The sequence below is a fragment of the Arthrobacter paludis genome (assembly GCF_056782315.1).
On sequence record NZ_JBXAEW010000007.1, the window covers coordinates 167264 to 188779 of the forward strand.

Here is a 21516-nt window from a genome sequence, read left to right on the forward strand (position 1 = left end):
CGCCGGGCACTCCACCGCCCCGGGCGGTCCTCCCGTCCGTAGCGGCCCCGCGCGCAGGCAGCGCGGAAGGCCGCCCACCTCTGGTGGACGGCCTTCCGCCATGGCCTGTTCCCGCCGCCAGCGGGCCGGGGACTACCCCCGAATCCGCGCCATCTCCGGGTCCACGAGCGGCTCGGCGGCGATGGTCGCGGCCACACGGCGCCCGAAGTACCCGACCTCGACGCGGTCCCCCTCGCCCAGCCCGGCCGGCACCCACGCGTAGGCGATGGGCCGGCCCACCGTGTGGCCGAACGCGGCGCTCGTGACGTAGCCGGAGGGCTCGCCGGCGACGAAGACGGGCTCCTTGCCGAGGAGCACGCCCTCCCCGTCGTCGACCACCAGGCAGCGAAGCCGCCGGGCCGGGCCCTCGGCGCGACGGGCGGCCAGGCCCTCCTCGCCCGCGAAGCCCGTCCGCTTCGGGCTGACCGCGAAGCCGAGCCCGGCCTCGTCGGGACCGTGCTCCGTGGTCATGTCGGTGCCCCACGCGCGGTAGCCCTTCTCGATCCGCAGGCTGTTGAACGCCGCGCGGCCCGCGGCCACGATGCCCAGGTCCCGCCCGGCCTCGGCGATCGCGTCCCAGAGCCGCTGGCCGGTGTTCGCGTCGGCGTAGAGCTCCCAGCCCAGCTCGCCGACGTAGGACAGGCGCATCGCCGTGACGGGGATCCCGGCCAGGTGCACGCGCTTGGCCCGGAAGTACTTCAGGCCCTCGTTGGAGAAGTCGTCCGCGCTGATCCGCGCGACGACGTCGCGCGCCCGCGGCCCCCACAGGCCGATGCAGCACGTCCCGGCCGTCGTGTCCCGCACCTGCACCCAGGCGCGCGGGTCGGCCTCGCTCTGCTTCCGGGCCTCGGCGCGCAGCAGGTCGTAGTCGATGTTGCCGTTGGCGCCGACCTGGAAGAGCTCCTCCCCCAGCCGGGCGACCGTGATGTCACTGCGCACGCCGCCGGCCGGGTCCAGCATCAGGCAGTACGTCACCGCTCCGACGGACTTGTCGACCTTGCCGGTGCTCCACCGCTCCAGCAGCGCCATCGCGCCGGGCCCGGACACCTCGAGCCGCTTGAGCGGCGTCATGTCGTACATCGCCACCGCCGTCCGGGTCCGCCAGGCCTCGGCCGCCGCGATGGGCGAGTGGAAGCGGGCGGCCCAGGCGTCCCGCTCCGGCTCCCGCCACTCGTCGGGCAGCTCGTCGAGCAGCGCCGCGTTGGCCTCGTACCAGTGCGGCCGCTCCCACGCCGAGGATTCGAGGAAGAACGCGCCCAGCTCGCGCTGCCGGGCGTGGAACGGGCTCGTGCGCACGTCCCGCGGCGACGTGCGCGGCTGCAGCGGGTGCAGCACGTCGTAGATCTCGACGAAGTTCTGCTGCGCCGTCTCGCTGACGTAGTCCGGCGCGGTCTGCACCTCCTCGAACCGGGAGGCCTCGCACCCGTGCAGGTCGGTCGAGGTGGAGCCGTCGACGATCAGCTCCGCGACGGCGCGGGCGACGCCGGCGGAGTGCGTCACCCAGACCGCCTCCGCCAGGAAGAACCCGTCCAGGTCCGCGGCCTCGCCGACCAGCGGGCCGCCGTCCGGCGTGAAGGAGAAGACCCCGTTGAAGCCGTCCTCGATCTCCGTGGAGCGCAGGGCCGGGAGCAGCTCGCGGGCGTCCTCCCACGACGGTGCGAAGTCCTCCGGGGTGAAGTCCAACCGCGACGGCATCCGGTGCTCGGAGAACCCCGAGGCCGCGTACTCGGGCAGCGCGCCCAGGTCCACGGGCAGCGGGCGGTGGGCGTAGGAGCCGATGCCGATCCGGTCCCCGTGCTCGCGGAAGTAGAGGTCGCGGTCCTGGTGGCGCAGGATCGGCAGCTGGGCGCCCTGCCCCGGATCCAGCGGGTAGATGCCGGCGTTGCGCTCGCCCAGCCCCGGCACCGCCGTCGTCGTCGCGTACTGGTGGGCCAGCGGCAGCAGCGGCACGGGAACGCCCGCCATCGCCCCGATCGCGGGGCCCCAGAAGCCGGCGCAGGAGACGACGACGTCGGCGGCCACGATGCCGTCCGGCGTCCGCACGCCGGTGACCCGGCGCCCGCTGCGCTCGATGCCCGTCACCGGCGTCTCGCCCAGGAAGCGCACGCCGGCGGCCGAGGCGCGCTCGATGAGCAGCTGGACCGCCCGCGCGGCGGAGGCGAGGCCGTCGCTGGGGACGTGGAGCCCCCCGAGGACCATGGAGGAGTTGAGCATCGGCCACTGCTTCTCGCACTCGTCGGGGTCGATGATCCGGCCCTCGATGCCCCACGAGGTGGCCCAACCGAGCTTGCGCTTGAGGTCCTCGAGGCGCTCGGGCGTCGTGGCGAGCTCGAGGCCGCCGAGCTGCCGGAAGCACGAGTAGCCGTCGCGGCTGATCGAGAGCAGCTTCTCGACCGTGTACTGCGCGAACTGCGTCATGGCCCGGTTCGGGTTGGTTTGGAAGACGAGGCCGGGCGCGTGGGAGGTGGAGCCGCCGGCCAGGCGCAGCGGGCCCTGTTCGATGACCGTGGTGTTGGTCCAGCCGCGCTGGGCCAGCTCGTCGGCGAGGTTCGCGCCGACGATGCCGGCGCCGATGATGACGACGTGGGGCGTGTTCATGGTGCTCCTGGAGGTCGTGGAATGGTCGGTGGGTGGGTTAGGGGCGCCGGCCCGCGTCGGGGCAGGGCCGCTCGGCGCAGGAGTCGCCGCACTCGTGGCGGGTGACGAGCCGGAACCTGCCGCCCCGGTGCGCGTCGACGCCGTCGCGGATGGCCCGCTCGACCACGTTGTCGGCGAGGCGGCGCCGCAGCACGAGCGGGTCCCGGCGCAGGTCGCGGACCAGCGCGAGGCACATGAGCAGGACGACGGCGGTGAACGGCAGCGCCGCCACGATCGTCAGCCGCTGCAGCCCCGAGAGGGCCTCGCCCGGCTCGTCCCCGCCCGCGATCAGCATGACGGCCGCGATCGCGCCGGTGAGCACGCCCCAGAAGACGAGCACGCCCTTGCGGGCCTCGAGCCTCCCGTTGGAGCTGAGCGACCCCATGACGATGGACGCCGAGTCGGCGCTGGTGATGAAGAAGATGCCGATCAGCACCATGGCGAGCAGGCCGGCCCCGACGGCGATCCAGCCGGGTACGGGCAGCGCGTGGAGCAGGTCGAACAGGGCGCCTTCGAACGCGATGGTGGGTTCGCCGTCGACCATCTGGACCAGGCCGTCGTCCGCCGCGGGCGTGGCGTTCGCGGTCTGCTGGAGCTGGAACGCGGTGCCCCCGAAGATGCCGAACCAGGCCACGCTCGCGAGGCTGGGCACGAGCAGGACCCCGGTGACGAACTGGCGGATGGTGCGGCCGCGGCTGATCCGGGCGATGAACATGCCGACGAACGGCGTCCAGGACATCCACCAGGCCCAGTAGAAGATGGTCCAGCCGGACATCCACGCGCGCATCTCCTCGCCCCCGCTGGCCTCGGTCCGGGAGGCCATCGTCGGCAGGTCGCGCAGGTAGTCGCCCACGGCCGCCGGGATGAGGTTGAGGATGAACAGGGTCGGCCCCGCGACGAAGACGATGAGCGCCAGCAGCACGGCCAGCAGCATGTTGGTGTTGGACAGCCACTGGATGCCCCGGGCGACCCCGGAGACGGCGGAGGCGACGAAGCATGCCGTCAGCACCGCGATGATCGCGATGAGCACGGTCGGGCCGGCGCCGGCGATCAGGCCGTTCTCCTGCAGGCCGCTGGAGATCTGCATCGCGCCCAGGCCGAGCGAGGCCGCGGTGCCGAAGAGCGTGGCGAAGATCGCGAGGATGTTGATGACCCGGCCGGGCCAGCCGTCCGCGCCGCGCAGGCCGAGGATCGGGATGAACACCGAGGAAATCAGCTGCTTGCGGCCGAGCCGGAAGGTCGAGTAGGCGATCGCGATGCCAACGGCGGCGAACATGGCCCACGGGTGGACGCTCCAGTGGAAGATGGAGGTCGCCATCGCCGTCTGGATCGCCTCCTGAGTCTGGGCGTCGACGGTCCCCGGCGGCGGGGCGATGTAGTGGTAGAGCGGTTCGGCCACGCCGTAGAACACGAGCCCGATGCCCATGCCGGCGCTGAACATCATCGCGATCCACGAGACGGTCCGGAATTCGGGACGCTCGCCGTCTGCGCCCAGGGGGATCCGGCCGAAGCGTCCGAGGGCCAGCCAGAGGACGAACACGACCAGCAGCGAGGCGACGGCCACGAACGCCCATCCCGTGCTCTCCGTGACCCAGCCCAGCGCCGCGGACGACGCCGCGGCGAGGCTCTCGGTGCCGGCGAAGCCCCAGACGACGAAGGCCAGCGCGGCCACGCCGGCCACCGCGAAGAGGACCCGGTCGACGCCCCGCTCGCGCGCGGTCCCGGGCTCCGGGTCGGCCGTGGTGCGCAGCTCCTCGAGGATCTCCTCGTCGGGCACCTCGGCCCAGGCGGCCTGGTCGGCCGGTCCGGCAGCGTCCTGCCCGTCCTGCGGCTCGGCGTCCGGCCCGCGCGCGGCCCCGTCGCCCTGTGCCCTGGTGTCGTTGTCGATCGACATGGCCGCCCCTATCCGTTGACCGTCAGGCCCGGCGGGAGGTTCGGGGCCTCCTGCGACTCCTCGACGACGATCATGCCGTCGACGACCGAGACGCCGTGGACCCGCACCGGGAGCTTGGCCGGGGCCCCGTCCACCGCGCCCGAGCGGAGGTTGAAGCGGGACGCGTGCAGCGGGCACTCGACGGCGCAGTCCTCGACCCACCCGTCGGCCAGCGAGGCGTCCTGGTGCGTGCACGTGTCGTCGATGGCGAACAACTCGCCCTCCTCCGTGTGGAAGACGGCGATCGGGGGCCAGGTGTCGACGCGCATGGCGTCTCCCCGGGCCAGTTGGCTCAGCGGACAGACCTGGTGCATGGGAGGACCTCTTTCGGGATGTCCGGCCCGGGGCGAGTCACCCGGGGCGAGTTTCGCAATGATCAACGCCGATCATCACGGGCAACAGATTGGAGGATCCGCGACGGTCCTGTCAATGCTCAAATGTGATGCTTGACACAGCGATCACGGAGAGGTCACGCTGTTCCCTGTAACGGAACACGTTGCGGGACTCGCAACTGAACCAAGGAGGCGCGGATGCGCACACTCGCCATCGTCGGGGCATCGCTCGCGGGACTCTCGGCCGCCCGCGCGGCGCGGGCCCAGGGCTTCACCGGCCGGCTGGTCCTCATCGGCGACGAGGCCGAGCGGCCCTACGACCGCCCGCCCCTGTCCAAGGACTTCCTCGCCGGCCGGATCGGCGAGGAGCAGCTCTCCCTCGAGGACCTCTCGCTCGAGGGCGGGCCGGACCCGCTGGGCGCGGAATGGCTGCTCGGGCGCACCGCGGTCGGGCTCGACGCCGAGGCCCGCACCGTCCGGCTCTCCGACGGCACCAGGGTCGAGGCCGACGGCGTCGTGCTCGCCACCGGCGCGTCCGCCCGCGGGCTGCCGGAGCTGGCCGGCCTGGCCAACGTCCACACTCTGCGCACGCTCGCGGACGCCCGCGCCCTCGCGCCCGAACTGGGCCCCGGCGGCCGTCTCGTCGTCGTCGGCGCGGGGTTCATCGGCCTCGAGGTCGCCTCGACCGCGCTCGAGCTGGGCATGGAGGCCACGGTCGTCGCGCCCGAGCCGGTGCCCCTGGCCGGGCCCCTCGGCGCCGGGTTCGGGGCGTTCGTCGCCGACCTGCACCGCTCCCACGGCGTCGACCTGCGCTGCGGGCGCCGCGTCGCCACCTACCACAGCTGCGAGTCCGTGGTCACGGGGCTGACGCTGGACGACGGCGACTTCGTGCCCGCGGACCTCGTCCTCGTCGGCATCGGGGCCGCCCCGAACACCGGCTGGCTCGCCGGCTCCGGCGTGGAGGTCGCGACGGCGGCCCCCGGCGGCGTCCTCTGCGACGCCGCCGGCCGCACCTCGGTCCCCGGCGTCGTCGCCGTCGGCGACTGCGCGGCCTGGTTCGACCCGGCCGCCGGGACGCACCGGCGCGTGGAGCACTGGAGTGGCGCCGTCGACCGCCCCGCGCTGGCCGTGGCCACGCTGCTCGACCCGGCCGCGCCGTCCGCCCCGGCCCCGCTCCCCTACTTCTGGTCCGACCAGCACGGGGTCCGCCTCCAGTTCGCCGGACGGTCCGCGCCGGAGCACGAGGTCATCGAGGGGTCCGTGGAGTCCGGCCGGTTCGTCGCCGTCTACCGCGAGGGCGGCGCCGCCGTCGGCGCCCTCGGCGCGAACAGCCCCAAGACGTTCACCGGCTGGCGGCGCCGGCTGGACCGGCAGCAGCGCGAGGCCGCCGCCGTCGCCCAGCCCTGACCGCCCCACGCAGCCACCACCCGCCCCACCACTGCCACCACCGCCACCACTGCCACTCCAAGGAGCAAGCATGTCCCAGACCGTCATCTCCGAGAGCCTGATCGCCACCCTGCCCGGCCACACGTACGTGGACGAGGCCGTCTTCCGCGCCGAGCAGGAGCGGATCTTCGAGCAGATGTGGTTCTGCGCCGTCCGCTCGGCGGACCTGGACAAGCCCGGCGCCTGGCGCACGGTGCAGGTCGGCCGCGAGAGCGTGCTCATCAGCCGCACCCGGAAGGGCGGGATCCGCGCGTTCTACAACGTCTGCCGCCACCGCGGCGTCAAGCTGTGCATGGAGGAGAGCGGCGAGGCGAAGCGCTCGTTCCAGTGCCCCTACCACGCCTGGACGTACGACCTCGAGGGCAAGCTCATCGCCGCCCCCAACCTGACGAAGATGCCGGACATCGACCGCGACACGTACGGCCTCGCGAAGGTCCACGTCCGCGAGTTCATGGGCTACGTGTGGGTGTGCCTCGCCGACGAGCCGCCGAGCTTCGAGGACGACGTCGTCGGCGCCATCTCCGAGCGCCTCGGCGACGCGGGCCTGATCGACGGCTACGACGTGGCCAACCTGAGCCTGGGGCGGCGGATCCGCTACGACGTGAAGGCCAACTGGAAGCTCATCATCGAGAACTTCATGGAGTGCTACCACTGCGCCACCATCCACCCGGAGCTGACCGAGGTGCTGCCCGAGTTCGCCGACGGCCTGGCCGCGCAGTACTTCGTGGGCCACGGCGCGGAGTTCGGCGACGACGTCAAGGGGTTCACGATCGACGGGTCCGAGGGCCTGGACCGGATCCCCGGCGTGTCGGAGGACCAGGACCGGCGCTACTACGCGATCACGATCAAGCCCACGGTCTTCGTGAACCTGGTCCCGGACCACGTCATCGTCCACCGCATGTTCCCCATGGCCGCCGACCACACCGTCGTCGAGTGCGACTGGCTGTACCTGCCGCAGGTCGTCGAGTCAGGGCGCGACCTCGACGCCTCGGTCGAGCTCTTCCACCGCGTCAACCTGCAGGACTTCGACGCCTGCGAGCGCTGCCAGCCGGCGATGTCCTCCCGCGTGTACGCCCAGGGCGGGGTCCTCGTCCCGAGCGAGCACCACATCGGGGAGTTCCACGAGTGGGTCTCCGAGCGGGTCGGGGACGTCGCCGCCGCTACGCTGACGCCGCAGGCTCCGCTGACTCGTCCGGGGGCGTGTAGCCCATCCGCGCACTGATCGCGAGGCCGGCCTCCCGGAGCCGCTCCGGGAGGCCGGCCTCGTGTTCGGGGTCGAAGCGGAAGGCCGGGCCGGCGACGCTGACGGCGGCGATCGTGAAGCCGCGGTGGTCCAGCACGGGGACCGCGATGGCGTTCAGCCCCTGCTCCCACTCCTCGCAGACGGTCGCGTAGCCCCGCGTACGGACGAGCTCCAGTTCGCGCTCGAGCTCGGCGCGGACCGTCACGGTCCGCGGCGTGAAGCGCTCGAGGCGGCCGTTGCCGAGCTCCTCGGCCCGGCGATCCGACTCCAGTCCGGCGAGCAGGACCTTGCCGCTCGAGGTCGCGTGCAGGGGCGTGAGGTTGCCGATCCAGTCCCACATGGAGATGGAGGACGGCCCGCGGGCCTGGTCGATGTTCACGGCGTAGCCCTCGCGCAGCACCGCCAGGTTCACGGTCTCGCGCAGCTCGTAGGCCAGGTCCTCGATCACCGGCCGGGCCTCCTTGGTCAGGCTGAGCCGCGCGGGGATGGAGCTGGCCAGGCGCAGGACGGTGAACCCGAGGCGGTACCGGCCGCGCCCCTGCTCCTGCTCGACCATGCCCCGGGAGTCCAGGGCGCTGAGCAGCCGCGAGGCCGTCGACTTGTGCACGCCCATCTCCTCGGCGATCTCGCCCACGCCGGCGTCGCCGTCGCGCGCCAGGATCTCCAGGACCGTGATGGCCCGGTCCACGGACTGGATGCCGCCCGGGGTGGCCGTGTCGTCGGAAGTCGTGTCGTGGGCTGCCATGCGCACATGATTCCACACCCGCCGCGGCGCGGTCGGGGCCGGCCCGGGGGCACGACGGCGGCTACAGCACCGCCCGGACCGCCCGCTCGAAGTGGCGCACGTGCTCGGAGGCCAGCCTGGCGGCGGCGTCCGCGTCCGCGTCGAGGATCGCCTGGAGGAGGTCGACGTGCTCGGAGATGTGCTCGGTGATGGCGGGCAGCCGGTCCAGGACCAGGCACCAGATGCGGGTCGCGAGGTTGTCCAGGCGGATGAGGGACTCCTCGAGGTGGTGGTTGCCGGCGGCGCGGTAGATCAGGCGGTGGACCTCGAGGTCGTACTCCATCAGGTCGCGGCGGTCGCGGCCGGCGTCGATCGAACCGATGGCGTCCGCGACGTGCTCCAGCTCGGCGCGGATCGCCGGGTGGGTGGTCAGGGCGGCCTTGCGCGCCGCGAGCGGCTCCAGGAGCAGGCGCACCTCCGAGATGGCGGCCAGCTCGGTGATGTCCACGATCGTCGCGAACGTCCCGCGGCGCGGGTAGGACACCACGAGGTGGTCCGTCTCGAGGCGCTTGAGGGCCTCGCGCAGCGGGGTGCGGCCGAAGCCGAGCTCGGCGGCGAGCTGGCCCTCGTTGAGCGGGTCGCCGGGCGGGATGTCGAGCATGATGAGGCGGTCGCGCAGCGTCCTGTAGGCCTGTTCGGCCAACGAGAGCCCGCTCGGCGGGGCGTCGGTCTGCGTGCTCATGCGTCCTCCGTTCGGTCCGGCGGAAACCGGGGTCTTGACGTCCTGTGATCCCCATCATACTCTGATTCCGACATTGATATATCAGTGGTCGACGAAAGATCTACGAGGAGGACATCACATGACGCAGGTGGCGGACAGCGCCCTTCGGGTCCCGGCCGAACTGGCCGCGTCCCTGGCCGAGCTCGACCCCGAGGTCGCGGCCCACATCGACGCGGAACTCGCCCGCCAGCGCGATGGCCTGGAGATGATCGCGTCGGAGAACCACACCGCCGCGGCCGTCATGCAGGCCCAGGGGTCGGTGCTGACGAACAAGTACGCCGAGGGCTACCCGGGCAAGCGCTACTACGGCGGCTGCGAGCACGTCGACGCCATCGAGACGCTGGCGATCGACCGCGTGAAGGCGCTCTTCGGCGCCGAGTACGCGAACGTGCAGCCGCACTCCGGCGCGCAGGCCAACGCCTCCGCGATGCACGCCCTGATCAAGCCGGGCGACACCATCCTCGGGCTCGACCTGGCCCACGGCGGGCACCTGACCCACGGGATGCGCATCAACTTCTCCGGCAAGCTCTACAACGTCGTCGCCTACGGCGTCGACGAGGCCAGCCACACGGTGGACATGGACCTGGTCGCCGAGTTGGCCCGCGAGCACAAGCCGCAGCTGATCATCGCGGGCTGGTCCGCCTACCCGCGCCAGCTCGACTTCGCCCGTTTCCGGGCGATCGCCGACGAGGTCGGCGCGTACCTGATGGTCGACATGGCCCACTTCGCCGGTCTGGTCGCCACGGGGCTGCACCCCTCCCCCGTCCCGCACGCCCACGTCGTCACGTCCACCACGCACAAGACGCTGGCCGGCCCGCGCGGAGGCATCATCCTGACCAACGACGCGGACATCGCCAAAAAGATCAACTCCGCCGTCTTCCCCGGCCAGCAGGGCGGCCCGCTCGAGCACGTCATCGCGGGCAAGGCCGTGGCCTTCGGCATCGCGGCCGGCGAGGGCTTCCGCGAGCGCCAGGAGCGCACGCTCGCCGGCGCCCGCATCCTCGCCGAGCGCCTCTCCCGGCCGGACGTCGCCGAGCGCGGCATCAGCGTCCTGACCGGCGGCACGGACGTGCATCTGGTCCTGGTCGACCTGCGCCACTCCGCGCTGGACGGCCGCCAGGGCGAGGACCTGCTGGCCGCGATCGACATCACGATCAACCGCAACGCCGTCCCGTTCGACCCGCGTCCGCCGATGACCACCTCCGGTCTGCGGATCGGCACCCCCGCCCTGGCCACCCGCGGCTTCGGCGAGGAGGCCTTCGCGGAGGTCGCCGAGATCATCGCCCAGGCCCTGATCGCCGGCACCGCCGAGAACGGCCCCGACCAGACCACCCTCGACGGCCTCCGCGAGCGCGTCACCGCCCTCGCCGCCGCCCACCCGCTGTACCCGAACCTCGCACCGATGGGAGCCCAGTGATGGCTGATCTGCTGCCCGAACACCCGGATTTCCTCTGGAACAACCCGGACCCCAAGCCCAGCTACGACGCCGTGATCGTCGGCGGCGGCGGCCACGGCCTGGCCACCGCCTACTACCTGGCCAAGAACCACGGGATGACGAACATCGCCATTCTGGAGCGCGGCTGGCTCGCCGGCGGCAACATGGCCCGCAACACGACGATCATCCGCTCGAACTACCTCTGGGACGAGTCCGCGGCGATCTACGAGCACTCCCTGAAGCTCTGGGAGGGCCTGCCGGAGGAGCTGGACTACGACTTCCTGTTCTCCCAGCGCGGCGTCATGAACCTGGCGCACACGCTCCAGGACGTCCGCGAGTCCCAGCGCCGCGTCAACGCGAACGTCCTGAACGGGGTCGACGCCGAGTGGCTGACCCCGGACCAGGTCAAGGAGCTGTGCCCGATCCTCAACACCTCCGAGGACATCCGCTACCCGGTCATGGGCGCGACCTACCAGCCGCGCGCCGGCATCGCCAAGCACGACCACGTCGCCTGGGCCTTCGCCCGCAAGTGCAACGAGATGGGCGTGGACATCATCCAGAACTGCGAGGTCACCGGCTTCATCAAGGACGGCAACCGCGTCGTCGGCGTGGAGACCAACCGCGGGCGGATCAACGCCGGCAAGGTGGCCCTGGCGGCCGCCGGCCACTCCTCCGTGCTCGCCGACCTGGCCGGCTTCCGCCTGCCGATCCAGTCCCACCCGCTGCAGGCGCTCGTCTCCGAGCTGTTCGAGCCGGTCCACCCGACCGTCGTGATGTCCAACCACGTGCACGTGTACGTCTCCCAGGCCCACAAGGGCGAGCTCGTCATGGGCGCGGGCATCGACTCCTACAACGGGTACGGCCAGCGCGGCGGCTTCCACGTCATCGAGGAGCAGATGTCCGCCGCCGTCGAACTGTTCCCGATCTTCGCCCGGGCGCACCTGCTGCGCACCTGGGGCGGCATCGTGGACACGACGCTGGACGCCTCCCCGATCGTCTCGGCGACGCCCATCGACGAGCTCTACGTCAACTGCGGCTGGGGCACCGGCGGGTTCAAGGGCACGCCGGGCTCGGGCTACACGTTCGCCCACACCATCGCCACCGGCGAGGCCCACCCGCTGAACGCACCGTTCGCGCTGGACCGCTTCGAAACCGGCCACCTCATCGACGAGCACGGCGCCGCCGCCGTCGCGCACTAGGAAGGACCGCCATGCTGCTCATCAACTGCCCCGAGTGCGGGCCCCGCGACGAGACCGAGTTCCACTACGGGGGCGAGGCCCACGTCGCCTACCCCGAGGACCCGTACGCACTGACCGACCGCGAGTGGGCCGAATTCCTGTTCTACCGCGCAAACCCCAAGGGCCTCTTCGCGGAGCGCTGGAACCACTCCACCGGGTGCCGGAAGTGGTTCAACGCCCTCCGCGACACCGCCACCTACGAATTCAAGGCCACCTACCGCATGGGCGAGCCCCAGCCGGCCGCCACCACCGAAGGGGGAAACCAGTGACCACCTCCCGCCTGGACGCCGGCCGCGCCGCCGGCCACGGCATCGACCGCACCCGCGAGGTCTCCTTCAGCGTCGACGGCACCGAGTACACCGGCTTCGCCGGGGACACGATCGCCAGCGCGCTCGTCGCGGCCGGGCGCCTCGACTGCGGCCAGTCCATGTACAGGGGCCGCGCCCGCGGCATCCTGGCCGCCGGGGTCGAAGAGGCCAACGCCCTCGTCTCCGTGGAGGCCCGCTTCCCGGGCCACGTCGACGAGTCCATGCTCGCCGCCACCACGGTCGGCCTCACGGACGGCCTGAAGGCCTCCTACCTCTCCGGCCTGGGCACGCTCGACCCGCGCAAGGACGAGGCCCTCTACGACCGCAAGTACGTGCACGCGGACGTGCTCGTCGTCGGCGCCGGCCCGGCCGGCCTGGCCGCGGCCCGCGAGGCCGCCAAGACCGGTGCGCGCACCATGCTCATCGACGACCAGCCGGCCGCCGGCGGCTCGCTGCTCTCCGCCCGCGGGGAGACCATCGACGGCGCCGACGCGCTCGACTGGGTCGCGTCCACCATGGACCGCCTGGCCGGGAGCGAGGAGTTCACGTACCTGCCCCGCACCACCGCGTTCGGCAGCTACGACTCCAACTACGTCATCGCCGTCCAGCACCGCACCGACCACCTGCCGGCGCGCGAGCGCCGCGGCGTGTCCCGGCAGCGCGTCTGGCACGTCCGGGCCTCGCAGGTCGTGCTCGCCACCGGCGCCCACGAGCGGCCGATCGTCTTCGCGAACAACGACCGCCCGGGCGTCATGCTCGCCGGCGCCGTGCGCAGCTACCTGAACCGGTACGCCGCCGCCGCGGGGACCAACGCCGTCGTCGCCACCACCAACGACAGCGCCTACGCGCTCGTCGAGGACCTGCACGCGGCCGGCCTCGGCGTCGCCGCCGTCGTCGACTCCCGTCCGGAGCCCTCGGCGACCGCCGCCGCGGTCCTCGAGGCGACCGGCGTGCGCGGAGTCTTCGGCGCCGCCGTCGTCGACACCGCCGGGGACGGCCCGGCGGGCCGCGTCAGCGCGGTCACCGTCAGCGCCATCGACGCCGCCGGCGCCCTCGCCGGCGAGCCCGAGACCATCGAGGCGGACCTGCTCGCGGTCTCCGGCGGGTTCTCCCCGGTCGTCCACCTGCACAGCCAGCGCCAGGGCAAGATCCGCTGGGACGAGGCCGTCGCCGGCTTCGTGCCCGCCGCCCCGGTCGCCGACCAGCAGACCGCCGGCGCCCTCAACGGCTCGTACAGCACCCACGAGGCCCTCGCCGAGGGCGCGAACGCCGGCCACACGGCCGCGCAGCGCACCGGACGCTCGGCCCCGCTGGTCGTCCCGTCCGCGCCGGCCGCCGTCGCCGGCCCGGTCCGCCCGCTCTGGCTGGTCCCCGGCCTGACCGGCGAGCCGCGCGAGTGGGACACCCACTTCGTGGACCTGCAGCGCGACCAGAGCGTCGCCGACGTGCTGCGCGCGACCGGCGCGGGGATGCGCTCGGTCGAGCACGTCAAGCGCTACACGTCCATCTCCACGGCCAACGACCAGGGCAAGACCAGCGGCGTGAACGCCATCGGCGTCATCGCCGCCGCCCTGAACGAGCAGGACCCGGGCGCCATCGGCACCACGACGTTCCGCGCCCCGTTCACCCCGGTCGCCTTCACCGCCCTGGCCGGACGCCGCCGCGGCGAGCTGTTCGACCCGGCCCGCATCACCTCGATCCACCCGTGGCACGTCGCCCACGGCGCGCTGTTCGAGGACGTGGGCCAGTGGAAGCGCCCCTGGTACTTCCCGCAGCCGGGCGAGGACATGGACGCGGCCGTGCTGCGCGAGTGCGCCGCCGTGCGCGAGTCCGTGGGCTTCATGGACGCCACGACGCTGGGCAAGATCGAGATCCGCGGCACGGACGCCGGCGAGTTCCTCAACCGCGTCTACACGAACGGCTTCAAGAAGCTCAAGGTCGGCATGGGCCGCTACGGCGTCATGTGCACCGCCGACGGCATGGTGTTCGACGACGGCGTGACCCTGCGCCTGTCCGAGGACCGCTACTTCATGACCACGACCACCGGCGGCGCCGCCAAGGTCCTGGAGTGGCTCGAGGAGTGGCACCAGACGGAGTGGCCGGAGCTGGACGTGACCATGACGTCCGCGACCGAGCAGTGGAGCACGATCGCCGTCGTCGGCCCGAAGTCCCGCGCGGTCCTCGAGAAGCTGGCCCCGGAGCTGGACCTGTCCAACGACGCGTTCCCGTTCATGGCCTTCCGCGAGACCACGCTGGCCAACGGGATCGACGCCCGCATCTGCCGGATCTCCTTCTCCGGCGAACTGGCGTTCGAGATCAACGTCGAGGCGTTCCACGGCCTGGCCGTCTGGGAGGCCGTCGCCGAGGCCGGGGCGGAGTTCAACATCACCCCGTACGGCACGGAGACCATGCACGTGCTGCGCGCCGAGAAGGGCTTCATCATCGTCGGCCAGGACACCGACGGCACGGTGACCCCGCAGGACGCCGGGATGGAGTGGGTCGTCTCGAAGGCGAAGGACTTCATCGGCAAGCGCTCCTACAGCCGGGCGGACACGTCCCGCGAGGACCGCAAGCACCTGGTCGGCGTCCTGCCGGTCGACAAGTCCACCCGCCTGCCGGAGGGCGCCCAGCTGGTCGCCGCCGGCACGCCGATCACGCCGCAGGAGGCGCCGGTGCCGATGATCGGCCACGTCACCTCCTCCTACCAGTCCGCCGCGCTGGGCCGCCCGTTCGGCCTGGCCATGGTGGAGAACGGGCGCAACCGGCTCGGCGAGGTCGTCCAGGCCCCGCTGAACGGCGAGCTCGTCGACGTCGAAATCACGTCCCCCGTCCTCTACGACCCCGAAGGGAGCCGTCGCGATGGCTGAGAACACCCTGACCCTGGAGAACCCCGGCACCAACGCCGGACCGGCCTCCGCACTCCGCGTCTCCCCCGCCGCGCACCTGGCCGACGCCATGCGCGCGGCCGAGGTGGCCGGCGAGCGCTCGGTGGCGCTGCGCGAGATCGCGTTCGCCGTCCAGCTCGGCCTGCGGGCCACGCCCGGATCCGACTCGGCCGCGGCGCTCGAGCGCGTGCTCGGGCTGCCGCTGCCGGCGGCCCACGGCGAGACCACCGGCGACGCCGACGGCGCGCACGTGCTGTGGCTGTCCCCGGACGAGTTCCTCGCCGTGGACGTCTCCCGCGAGCAGCGCCCCGGCGACGCCGACGCGGCGGCCCAGGCCCTCGAGGGCCTGCCCGGCCAGGCCGTGGACCTGTCCGCCAACCGCACCATCCTCGAGCTGACCGGGGCCAGCGCCCGGGCCGTGCTGGAGAAGGGCTGCCACGCGGACCTGCACCCGCGGTCCTTCGCCGTCGGCCGCGCCGTCGCGACCCAGCTCGGCCCGGTGCCGGTCCTCCTGCACCGCTCCGGCGAGCAGGCGTTCCGCATCTACCCGCGGGCCTCCTTCGCGGACTACACCGTCCGCTGGCTGCTGGACGCCATGGAGGAGTTCGCGGCGGACGAGGTCGCGTAATGGCGCTCAGCGTCCTGGACCTGTTCTCGGTCGGCATCGGCCCCTCCTCATCGCACACGGTGGGGCCGATGCGGGCGGCGCGGCGCTTCACGCAGGCGCTGGCCGCCGAGGGCATCCTCACGTCGGTGGCGCGGGTCAAGGGCGAGCTGTTCGGCTCGCTCGGCGCCACCGGCGTGGGGCACGGTTCCGACGCCGCCGTGGTCCTCGGCCTGGCCGGCTGCGACCCGGAGACCATCGACGCGGACGCGGCCCCCGGGCTCGTGGCCGACGCGGTGGCCTCCCGCAAGCTGGCCCTGGGCGGGGAGCACGCGGTCGCGTTCGACCGGGCCCGGGACGTCGTCCTGCACCGGCGCCGCTCGCTGCCGGGCCACCCCAACGCGATGCGCCTGACGGCGTTCGGGGACGACGGCGGCGTCCTGGCGGAGCGGGAGTACTACTCGGTGGGCGGCGGCTTCGTCGTCGACGCCCACGAGCTGGACGCCCCCGCGCCCGCCGCGCCGGAGGCGCCGGAGCCCTACCCGTTCGCGTCGGGCGGGGAGCTCCTGGACCGCTGCCGCGAGTCCGGGCTCTCGATCGCCGGCGTCATGCTGGCGAACGAGCGGACCCGCCACGAGGAGGCGGACCTGCGCGCGGCCCTGCTGCGCATCTGGGCCGTGATGCAGGAGTGCGTCGAGAACGGCTGCACGCGGACCGAGGCCACGCTGCCCGGCGGGCTGAAGGTCCGCCGCCGGGCCGGGGCCCTCCGGGAACGGCTGCGTGCCGAGGAGGCCGCCCGCACCACCGAGGACCCGCTGTGGGCCATGGAGTGGGTGAACCTCTACGCGCTGGCCGTGAACGAGGAGAACGCGTCCGGCGGGCGGATCGTGACGGCGCCGACCAACGGGGCCGCGGGCATCATCCCGGCGGTGCTGCACTACTTCACGCGGTTCGTGGGCGGGGACGACGACGCCGTCGTCGACTTCCTGCTCACGGCCGGGGCGATCGGGATGCTCTTCAAGCGCAACGCCTCGATCTCCGGGGCGGAGGTCGGCTGCCAGGGCGAGGTCGGTTCGGCCTGCTCCATGGCGGCCGGCGCGCTGTGCGCGGTGCTCGGCGGGACGCCCGAGCAGGTCGAGAACGCGGCGGAGATCGGGATCGAGCACAACCTCGGCCTCACCTGCGACCCCGTCGGCGGCCTGGTCCAGGTGCCGTGCATCGAGCGCAACGCGATCGCCTCCGTGAAGGCCATCAACGCGGCCCGCCTGGCGCTGGCCGGCGACGGCACACACCGGGTGACCCTCGACCAGGCCATCGCCACCATGCGCCAGACCGGCGCCGACATGAAATCCAAGTACAAGGAGACCTCGCGCGGCGGCCTAGCCGTTAACGTGGTTGAGTGCTGACTTCCGTTCCCCGGCCGGCTACGCAGCGGCCGGCCGGGGAACGGTCACCCTACTTCTAGCCGGGCCGCCGGGCCCACGACCCCAGGGGAACGACCATGGACACCACCACCGCAGACCACTACGTCCTGACGCTTGACTGCCCCGAGCGCCCGGGCATCGTCCACGCCGTGACCGGCGTCCTGCTCAAGCACGGCGGCGACATCGTCGAGCTCAAGCAGTTCGACGACCCGCTCGCCGGCCGGTTCTTCCTGCGCATCCACTTCGCGGTGGCTGGCCAGGAGATCCCCGGCTCGACCCTGGAGGCGCTGCGCGCCGACGTCTCGGCGCTCGCCAAGGACCTCTCGGCCGAGTGGGACCTGCGGGCCAACGGCGAGAAGCGGCGCGTGCTGGTCATGGTCTCGAAGTTCGGGCACTGCCTGAACGACCTGCTGTTCCGGGCGCGGATGGGCGAGCTGCCCGTGGAGATCGCGGCCGTCGTCTCCAACCACCCCGACCACCGCCAGCTCGTCGAGTGGCACGGCGTCCCGTTCTTCCACGTCCCGGTCACGAAGGAGACGAAGCCCGAGGCGGAGGGCCGGCTGCTGGAGCTCGTGGACCGGTTCGAGATCGACCTGGTCGTGCTGGCCCGCTACATGCAGGTCCTCTCCGACGACCTGGCCCGCGAGCTGACCGGCCGGGCCATCAACATCCACCACTCGTTCCTGCCCTCCTTCAAGGGCGCCAAGCCGTACCACCAGGCCTACGACCGCGGCGTGAAGACCGTCGGCGCGACGGCCCACTACGTCAACAGCGAGCTGGACGAGGGTCCGATCATCGCCCAGCAGGTCGTCGAGGTGGACCACACGTTCGGCCCCGAGGACCTGGTCGCCGCCGGCCGCGACACCGAGTGCAAGGCGCTCTCGAACGCCGTGAAGTGGCACTGCGAGGGCCGCGTCTTCCTCAACGGGCACCGCACGGTCGTCCTGCGCTAGGCGCTGGCGGGGCTGGGGCGGACCGCGGGCATGTCCCGCCGGCCCGACCCAGCCGCCTGCCCCAGCGGCCCGACCCAGCCGCCTTCGCCTCCCCTACACGCCGCCACCACCGAGCCCCACACGACCGCCCGAAGTCACCCCTCCCGGCCAACGTCACCCCTCCCGGCCAATATCACCCCTCCCTGCCGACGCCACCGCCCCGCGCCACGGCACCCGCCTGACGTCACCCCTCCCGCCCGACGTCACCCCTCCCGGCCAATATCACCCCGCGGGTCGCGAGATCGCCGGTTGGTGAGGGCGACATCGCCGCGAAACCATGACGCGGGCGCGAGCGCCGGGCCGCGTCAGGCGACCGCGCGCAGCATGGGAGCCAGGTGCGCGCGCACGCGGCGTTGGAGGTCGGGGGCGCCGAGCTGGTCCCACCAGACATTGAGGATCCGCAGGCCGGCCTCCGCAAAGGCCGCCTCGCGCTTCCTCTCCTCGAGCAGCTTCCGGCCGGTCGGGGTCTCCATGAAGTACTTCCCGTCCCCGTGCACTTCGATCACGAGCCCGTACTCGGGCCAGGCGAAGTCCGCCCGGTACCGGCCGAGATGCGTCTCCACGGGGTACTGCAGGACTGGTGCCGGAATGCCCCAGTCATGGAGCATGAGCCGCAGCCGGGACTCGGCGACGGATTCCGATCGGGCGTCGGCCAGCCCGAGGGCCCATCGTGCCTTCCGCACGCCGCGACCGGCGCCTGCTTGGGCAAGCGCGGATTCGAGTTCCTGTGCCGTCGTACCGCTCCTCACGGCCGAGTCCGCCAACACGATCCCTGCGGCCCTCCCGAGGAATCTGGTGCAGTCGACGACAGTCCGCGGAAGCGAGGTACACAGCAGCCCGCTGTTAGCGGCCATGGAAAACTGCCCGTAGGTGGCCAGGGAATTGCCCGCTGACGGCCACGGGGACTGCCCGCGTATGGCCACGGAAACTGCCCATTTGTGGCCGGCTGGTTTGCCCGCATTGCTCGTTAGCCCTGCCGTGTTCTGAGGACGGCGGGGGCCTCTTCCCGGTTGGATGTCGGTGTCGAATCGAATCCGCAGCAGGAAGAGGCCCTGAATGAAGGATGCCCTAGAAACCGTGAATATTCTTGCCACCTACGACCTCACCAGGTCCCTACGCAGCACCGCGGAGATCCACGGGTGCTCCCACCACACCGTCGACCGGCTCGTGAGGGCCCGCGATGCCGGCCGTGCCCCCGGCGCGGGTCCGGAACGGCCCAAGGTCACCGACGACTGGGACGCGAAGATCGAGGAATGGGTCGACAAGTCCCGGGGCCGGATCCGCGCCGACGTCGTGCACGACAAGCTCGTGTCGATGGGCTACGCCGGTTCGGAGCGCTCGACCCGCCGTGCCGTGGCGACCGCGAAGGACGCCTACCGCCGCGGGAGGCGGCGGGTGCACCGGCCCTGGATCACCGAGCCCGGCGGCTGGCTGCAGTACGACTTCGGCGACGGACCGGTCATCGGCGGGGTCAAGACGGTGCTGTTCGTGGCCTGGCTCGCATGGTCGCGGTACCGGATCGTGCTCGCGCTGCGCGACCGGACCGCCCCGAGCGTCTTCGCCGCCCTGGACCGCACCTTCAGGATCATCGGCGGGGCCCCGACGTACGTGCTGACGGACAACGAGAAGACGGTGACCACGATGCACGTGGCCGGGGTGCCGGTGCGCAACGAGGCGACCGTCGCGTTCGCGAAGCACTACTCGGTCGAGGTCCTCACCTGCCAGCCTGCCGACCCGGCGTCGAAGGGCGGGGTGGAGAACGCGGTCAAGGTCTCCAAGGCCGACCTCGTGCCCAAGGACACCAACCTGCGCGGCTCCTACGCCTCGTTCGCCGAGCTCGAGGCGGCCTGCCAGGCGTTCATGGACCTGGTGAACTCCCGCGAGCACCGCACCACCCGCCGCCGGCCCGTGGATATGCTCGCCGACGAGGCCCCCGCCCTGCACCGGGTCCCCGACGCCGCGCACACGATCGCCTACGGGACGGGCCGGAAGGTGCCGCCGAACACGCCGATGGTCTCCTACGAGAACGCCCAGTACTCCGTCCCGGCCCACCTGCTCGGCGCCGAGGTCTTCATCCGCCAACACGGCACCGGCGCCGACGCGAGGGTCGTGATCGTCCACGCCGGCCCCGACGGTGCCCTCGAGGTCGCCCGGCATCCGGTGGCCGCGCCCGGGTCCCCGGCGATCGACGACTCCCACTTCCCCGACCACGACCCGGCCAAGGTCCCTGGGGACCACACCCCGGTGCCGCGCTCGAAGGCCGAGGCCGAGTTCCTGGGCATCGGCGCGGGCGCGAGGTCCTGGCTGCTCGAGGCCGCCGCCGCGGGCGCGCACCGCATCAACGCCAAGATGGCCGAGGCCGTCGCCCTGGCCAAGATCGCCGGGACCAACGAGGTCGACAAGGCCCTCGGCCTCGCCGCGGTCCACCACCGCTTCGCCCACGGGGACCTAGCCTCCCTGCTCACCGCCGCCGGGCACCGGCCCGGGCTGCGCACCGCCGACGAGGGGACGTCCCTGACCCAGGGCACCGCCGGCTGGGCGGGCCTGGGCGCCACCACCTCCGGGAAGGAGCACCCCTGATGGGCATCGCCACCCCGAACACCACCGCCCCGGCCCTGCCCGAGGACCTCGCGGCGCTGATGCGCCAGCTGAAGATGCCCCACGCCCGCGCCGTCGCCCCCGAGGTGCTGGCCACCGCCCGCGCCCAGCGCTGGGAACCGGCCGAGACCGTCAAGGCCCTGCTGGCCGAGGAAACCGCGGGCCGGGCCCGCTCCATGCTCGCCACCCGGCGCAAGGCCGCCGGGTTCCCCACCGGCAAGACCTTCGCCCTCTGGGACGAGACAGCCTCCTCGATCCCGGCCCCGACCCAGCAGGCCCTGCGGACCCTGGAATGGATCCACCGCAAGGAGAACCTCGTCGTCTGCGGACCCTCCGGCACCGGCAAGACCTTCTTCCTCGAGGCCCTGGGCCAACAGGCCGTCGAGGAAGGCAAGCGGGTCGCCTGGTTCACCCTCGAGGACCTCGGCGCGCTCATCCGCGCCCACCGGGCCGACGACACCGTGACCAAGGCCGTGGCCCGGATCCTGCGCGCCGACCTCGTCGTGATCGACGACATCGGCCTGCTTGCAGTGGCCACCGACGCCGCCGAGGGCCTCTACCGGGTCGTGGACGCCGCCTACGAGAAACGCTCCGTGGCCGTGTCCTCGAACCTGCACCCCGCCGGCTTCGACGAGCTCATGCCCAAGACCCTGGCCACCGCCACCGTGGACCGGCTCCTCCACCACGCCCACGTCTGCCAAACCACCGGCGACTCCGTCCGACTCACCCAGGCCCTGGCCGGAAAGGGAGTCATGCCACTGACCTAGACACCACCAGTGGCCGGCACCAACCACCCGTCCCGCGGGCAAACCAGCCGGCCACCAGTGGGCACTTTCCCTGGCCACCAGCGGGCAGAACCGCTGGCCGCCCACGGGCAATTCCTACTGGCCGTTGACA

17 protein-coding genes are annotated in these 21516 nt (G+C 72.5%); 11 read left to right on the forward strand and 6 right to left on the reverse strand.

What is annotated here, in order from left to right:
• Positions 1–132: 132 nt before the first annotated feature.
• From AC1Q5D_RS07970 to AC1Q5D_RS07980, 3 genes are read right to left on the reverse strand one after another with little or no spacing between them, the layout of a single operon-like run.
• Positions 133–2637 carry a GcvT family protein gene (locus tag AC1Q5D_RS07970; RefSeq protein WP_481738046.1) on the reverse strand — a complete coding sequence of 835 codons (2505 nt, stop codon included), beginning with the start codon at positions 2635–2637 and terminating at the stop codon, positions 133–135.
• 37 nt (positions 2638–2674) lie between these two features.
• Positions 2675–4570 (reverse strand): BCCT family transporter, encoded by a 1896-nt coding sequence (locus AC1Q5D_RS07975; protein WP_481738047.1) that lies wholly within the window; start codon positions 4568–4570, stop codon positions 2675–2677.
• Positions 4571–4578: 8 nt separating this feature from the next.
• Entirely contained in the window at positions 4579–4923 is a 345-nt protein-coding gene (locus tag AC1Q5D_RS07980) for a bifunctional 3-phenylpropionate/cinnamic acid dioxygenase ferredoxin subunit (RefSeq protein ID WP_481738048.1), read from the reverse strand.
• A 216-nt stretch (positions 4924–5139) separates the two neighbouring features.
• Between AC1Q5D_RS07980 and AC1Q5D_RS07985 the strand changes: the two genes are divergently transcribed.
• Both AC1Q5D_RS07985 and AC1Q5D_RS07990 read left to right on the forward strand, forming a co-directional pair.
• On the forward strand, positions 5140–6348 hold the full coding sequence (locus AC1Q5D_RS07985; RefSeq protein ID WP_481738049.1) for an NAD(P)/FAD-dependent oxidoreductase: 1209 nt from the start codon (positions 5140–5142) through the stop codon (positions 6346–6348).
• Between the two features lie 70 nt (positions 6349–6418).
• Positions 6419–7609, forward strand: coding sequence for an aromatic ring-hydroxylating oxygenase subunit alpha (locus tag AC1Q5D_RS07990; RefSeq protein ID WP_481738050.1), 1191 nt, complete (start codon positions 6419–6421; stop codon positions 7607–7609).
• Here AC1Q5D_RS07990 and AC1Q5D_RS07995 read toward each other — a convergent pair.
• Together AC1Q5D_RS07995 and AC1Q5D_RS08000 are read right to left on the reverse strand one after the other, a co-directional pair.
• A complete protein-coding gene (locus AC1Q5D_RS07995; protein WP_481738051.1) occupies positions 7548–8375 on the reverse strand; it encodes an IclR family transcriptional regulator in 828 nt (275 codons plus the stop codon). The genes AC1Q5D_RS07990 and AC1Q5D_RS07995 overlap by 62 nt on opposite strands.
• 61 nt (positions 8376–8436) lie before the next feature.
• Complete coding sequence (locus AC1Q5D_RS08000) at positions 8437–9096, reverse strand: GntR family transcriptional regulator (RefSeq protein WP_481738052.1); 660 nt, start codon at positions 9094–9096, stop codon at positions 8437–8439.
• A 118-nt stretch (positions 9097–9214) separates the two neighbouring features.
• Between AC1Q5D_RS08000 and glyA the strand changes: the two genes are divergently transcribed.
• The 7 genes from glyA to purU all read left to right on the forward strand — a co-directional run bounded on the left by glyA (position 9215) and on the right by purU (position 17982).
• On the forward strand, positions 9215–10552 hold the full coding sequence (gene glyA, locus AC1Q5D_RS08005; RefSeq protein WP_481738053.1) for a serine hydroxymethyltransferase: 1338 nt from the start codon (positions 9215–9217) through the stop codon (positions 10550–10552).
• On the forward strand, positions 10552–11769 hold the full coding sequence (locus AC1Q5D_RS08010; protein ID WP_481738054.1) for a sarcosine oxidase subunit beta family protein: 1218 nt from the start codon (positions 10552–10554) through the stop codon (positions 11767–11769). Before glyA ends, AC1Q5D_RS08010 begins: the two co-directional genes overlap by 1 nt.
• An 11-nt stretch (positions 11770–11780) precedes the next feature.
• A complete protein-coding gene (locus AC1Q5D_RS08015) occupies positions 11781–12077 on the forward strand; it encodes a sarcosine oxidase subunit delta (RefSeq protein WP_481738055.1) in 297 nt (98 codons plus the stop codon).
• On the forward strand, positions 12074–14983 hold the full coding sequence (locus AC1Q5D_RS08020; protein WP_481738056.1) for a sarcosine oxidase subunit alpha family protein: 2910 nt from the start codon (positions 12074–12076) through the stop codon (positions 14981–14983). The genes AC1Q5D_RS08015 and AC1Q5D_RS08020 overlap by 4 nt, the downstream gene beginning before the upstream one ends.
• Positions 14976–15629, forward strand: a complete 654-nt coding sequence (locus tag AC1Q5D_RS08025) for a sarcosine oxidase subunit gamma (protein ID WP_481738057.1) — start codon at positions 14976–14978, stop codon at positions 15627–15629. The genes AC1Q5D_RS08020 and AC1Q5D_RS08025 overlap by 8 nt, the downstream gene beginning before the upstream one ends.
• Positions 15629–17011, forward strand: a complete 1383-nt coding sequence (locus AC1Q5D_RS08030; RefSeq protein ID WP_481738058.1) for an L-serine ammonia-lyase — start codon at positions 15629–15631, stop codon at positions 17009–17011. The genes AC1Q5D_RS08025 and AC1Q5D_RS08030 overlap by 1 nt, the downstream gene beginning before the upstream one ends.
• Positions 17012–17106: 95 nt before the next feature.
• Complete coding sequence (gene purU / locus AC1Q5D_RS08035) at positions 17107–17982, forward strand: formyltetrahydrofolate deformylase (RefSeq protein WP_481738059.1); 876 nt, start codon at positions 17107–17109, stop codon at positions 17980–17982.
• A 344-nt stretch (positions 17983–18326) separates the two neighbouring features.
• Here purU and AC1Q5D_RS08040 read toward each other — a convergent pair whose 3' ends face one another.
• Complete coding sequence (locus tag AC1Q5D_RS08040; RefSeq protein ID WP_481738060.1) at positions 18327–18704, reverse strand: hypothetical protein; 378 nt, start codon at positions 18702–18704, stop codon at positions 18327–18329.
• A gap of 373 nt (positions 18705–19077) precedes the next feature.
• Between AC1Q5D_RS08040 and istA the strand changes: the two genes are divergently transcribed.
• Both istA and istB read left to right on the forward strand, forming a co-directional pair.
• A complete protein-coding gene (gene istA, locus AC1Q5D_RS08045) occupies positions 19078–20601 on the forward strand; it encodes an IS21 family transposase (protein ID WP_481736794.1) in 1524 nt (507 codons plus the stop codon).
• The gene (gene istB / locus AC1Q5D_RS08050) at positions 20601–21386 is read left to right on the forward strand and encodes an IS21-like element helper ATPase IstB (RefSeq protein ID WP_481736795.1); all 786 of its coding nucleotides are present in this window, start codon (positions 20601–20603) and stop codon (positions 21384–21386) included. The genes istA and istB overlap by 1 nt, the downstream gene beginning before the upstream one ends.
• Positions 21387–21516: the final 130 nt, after the last annotated feature.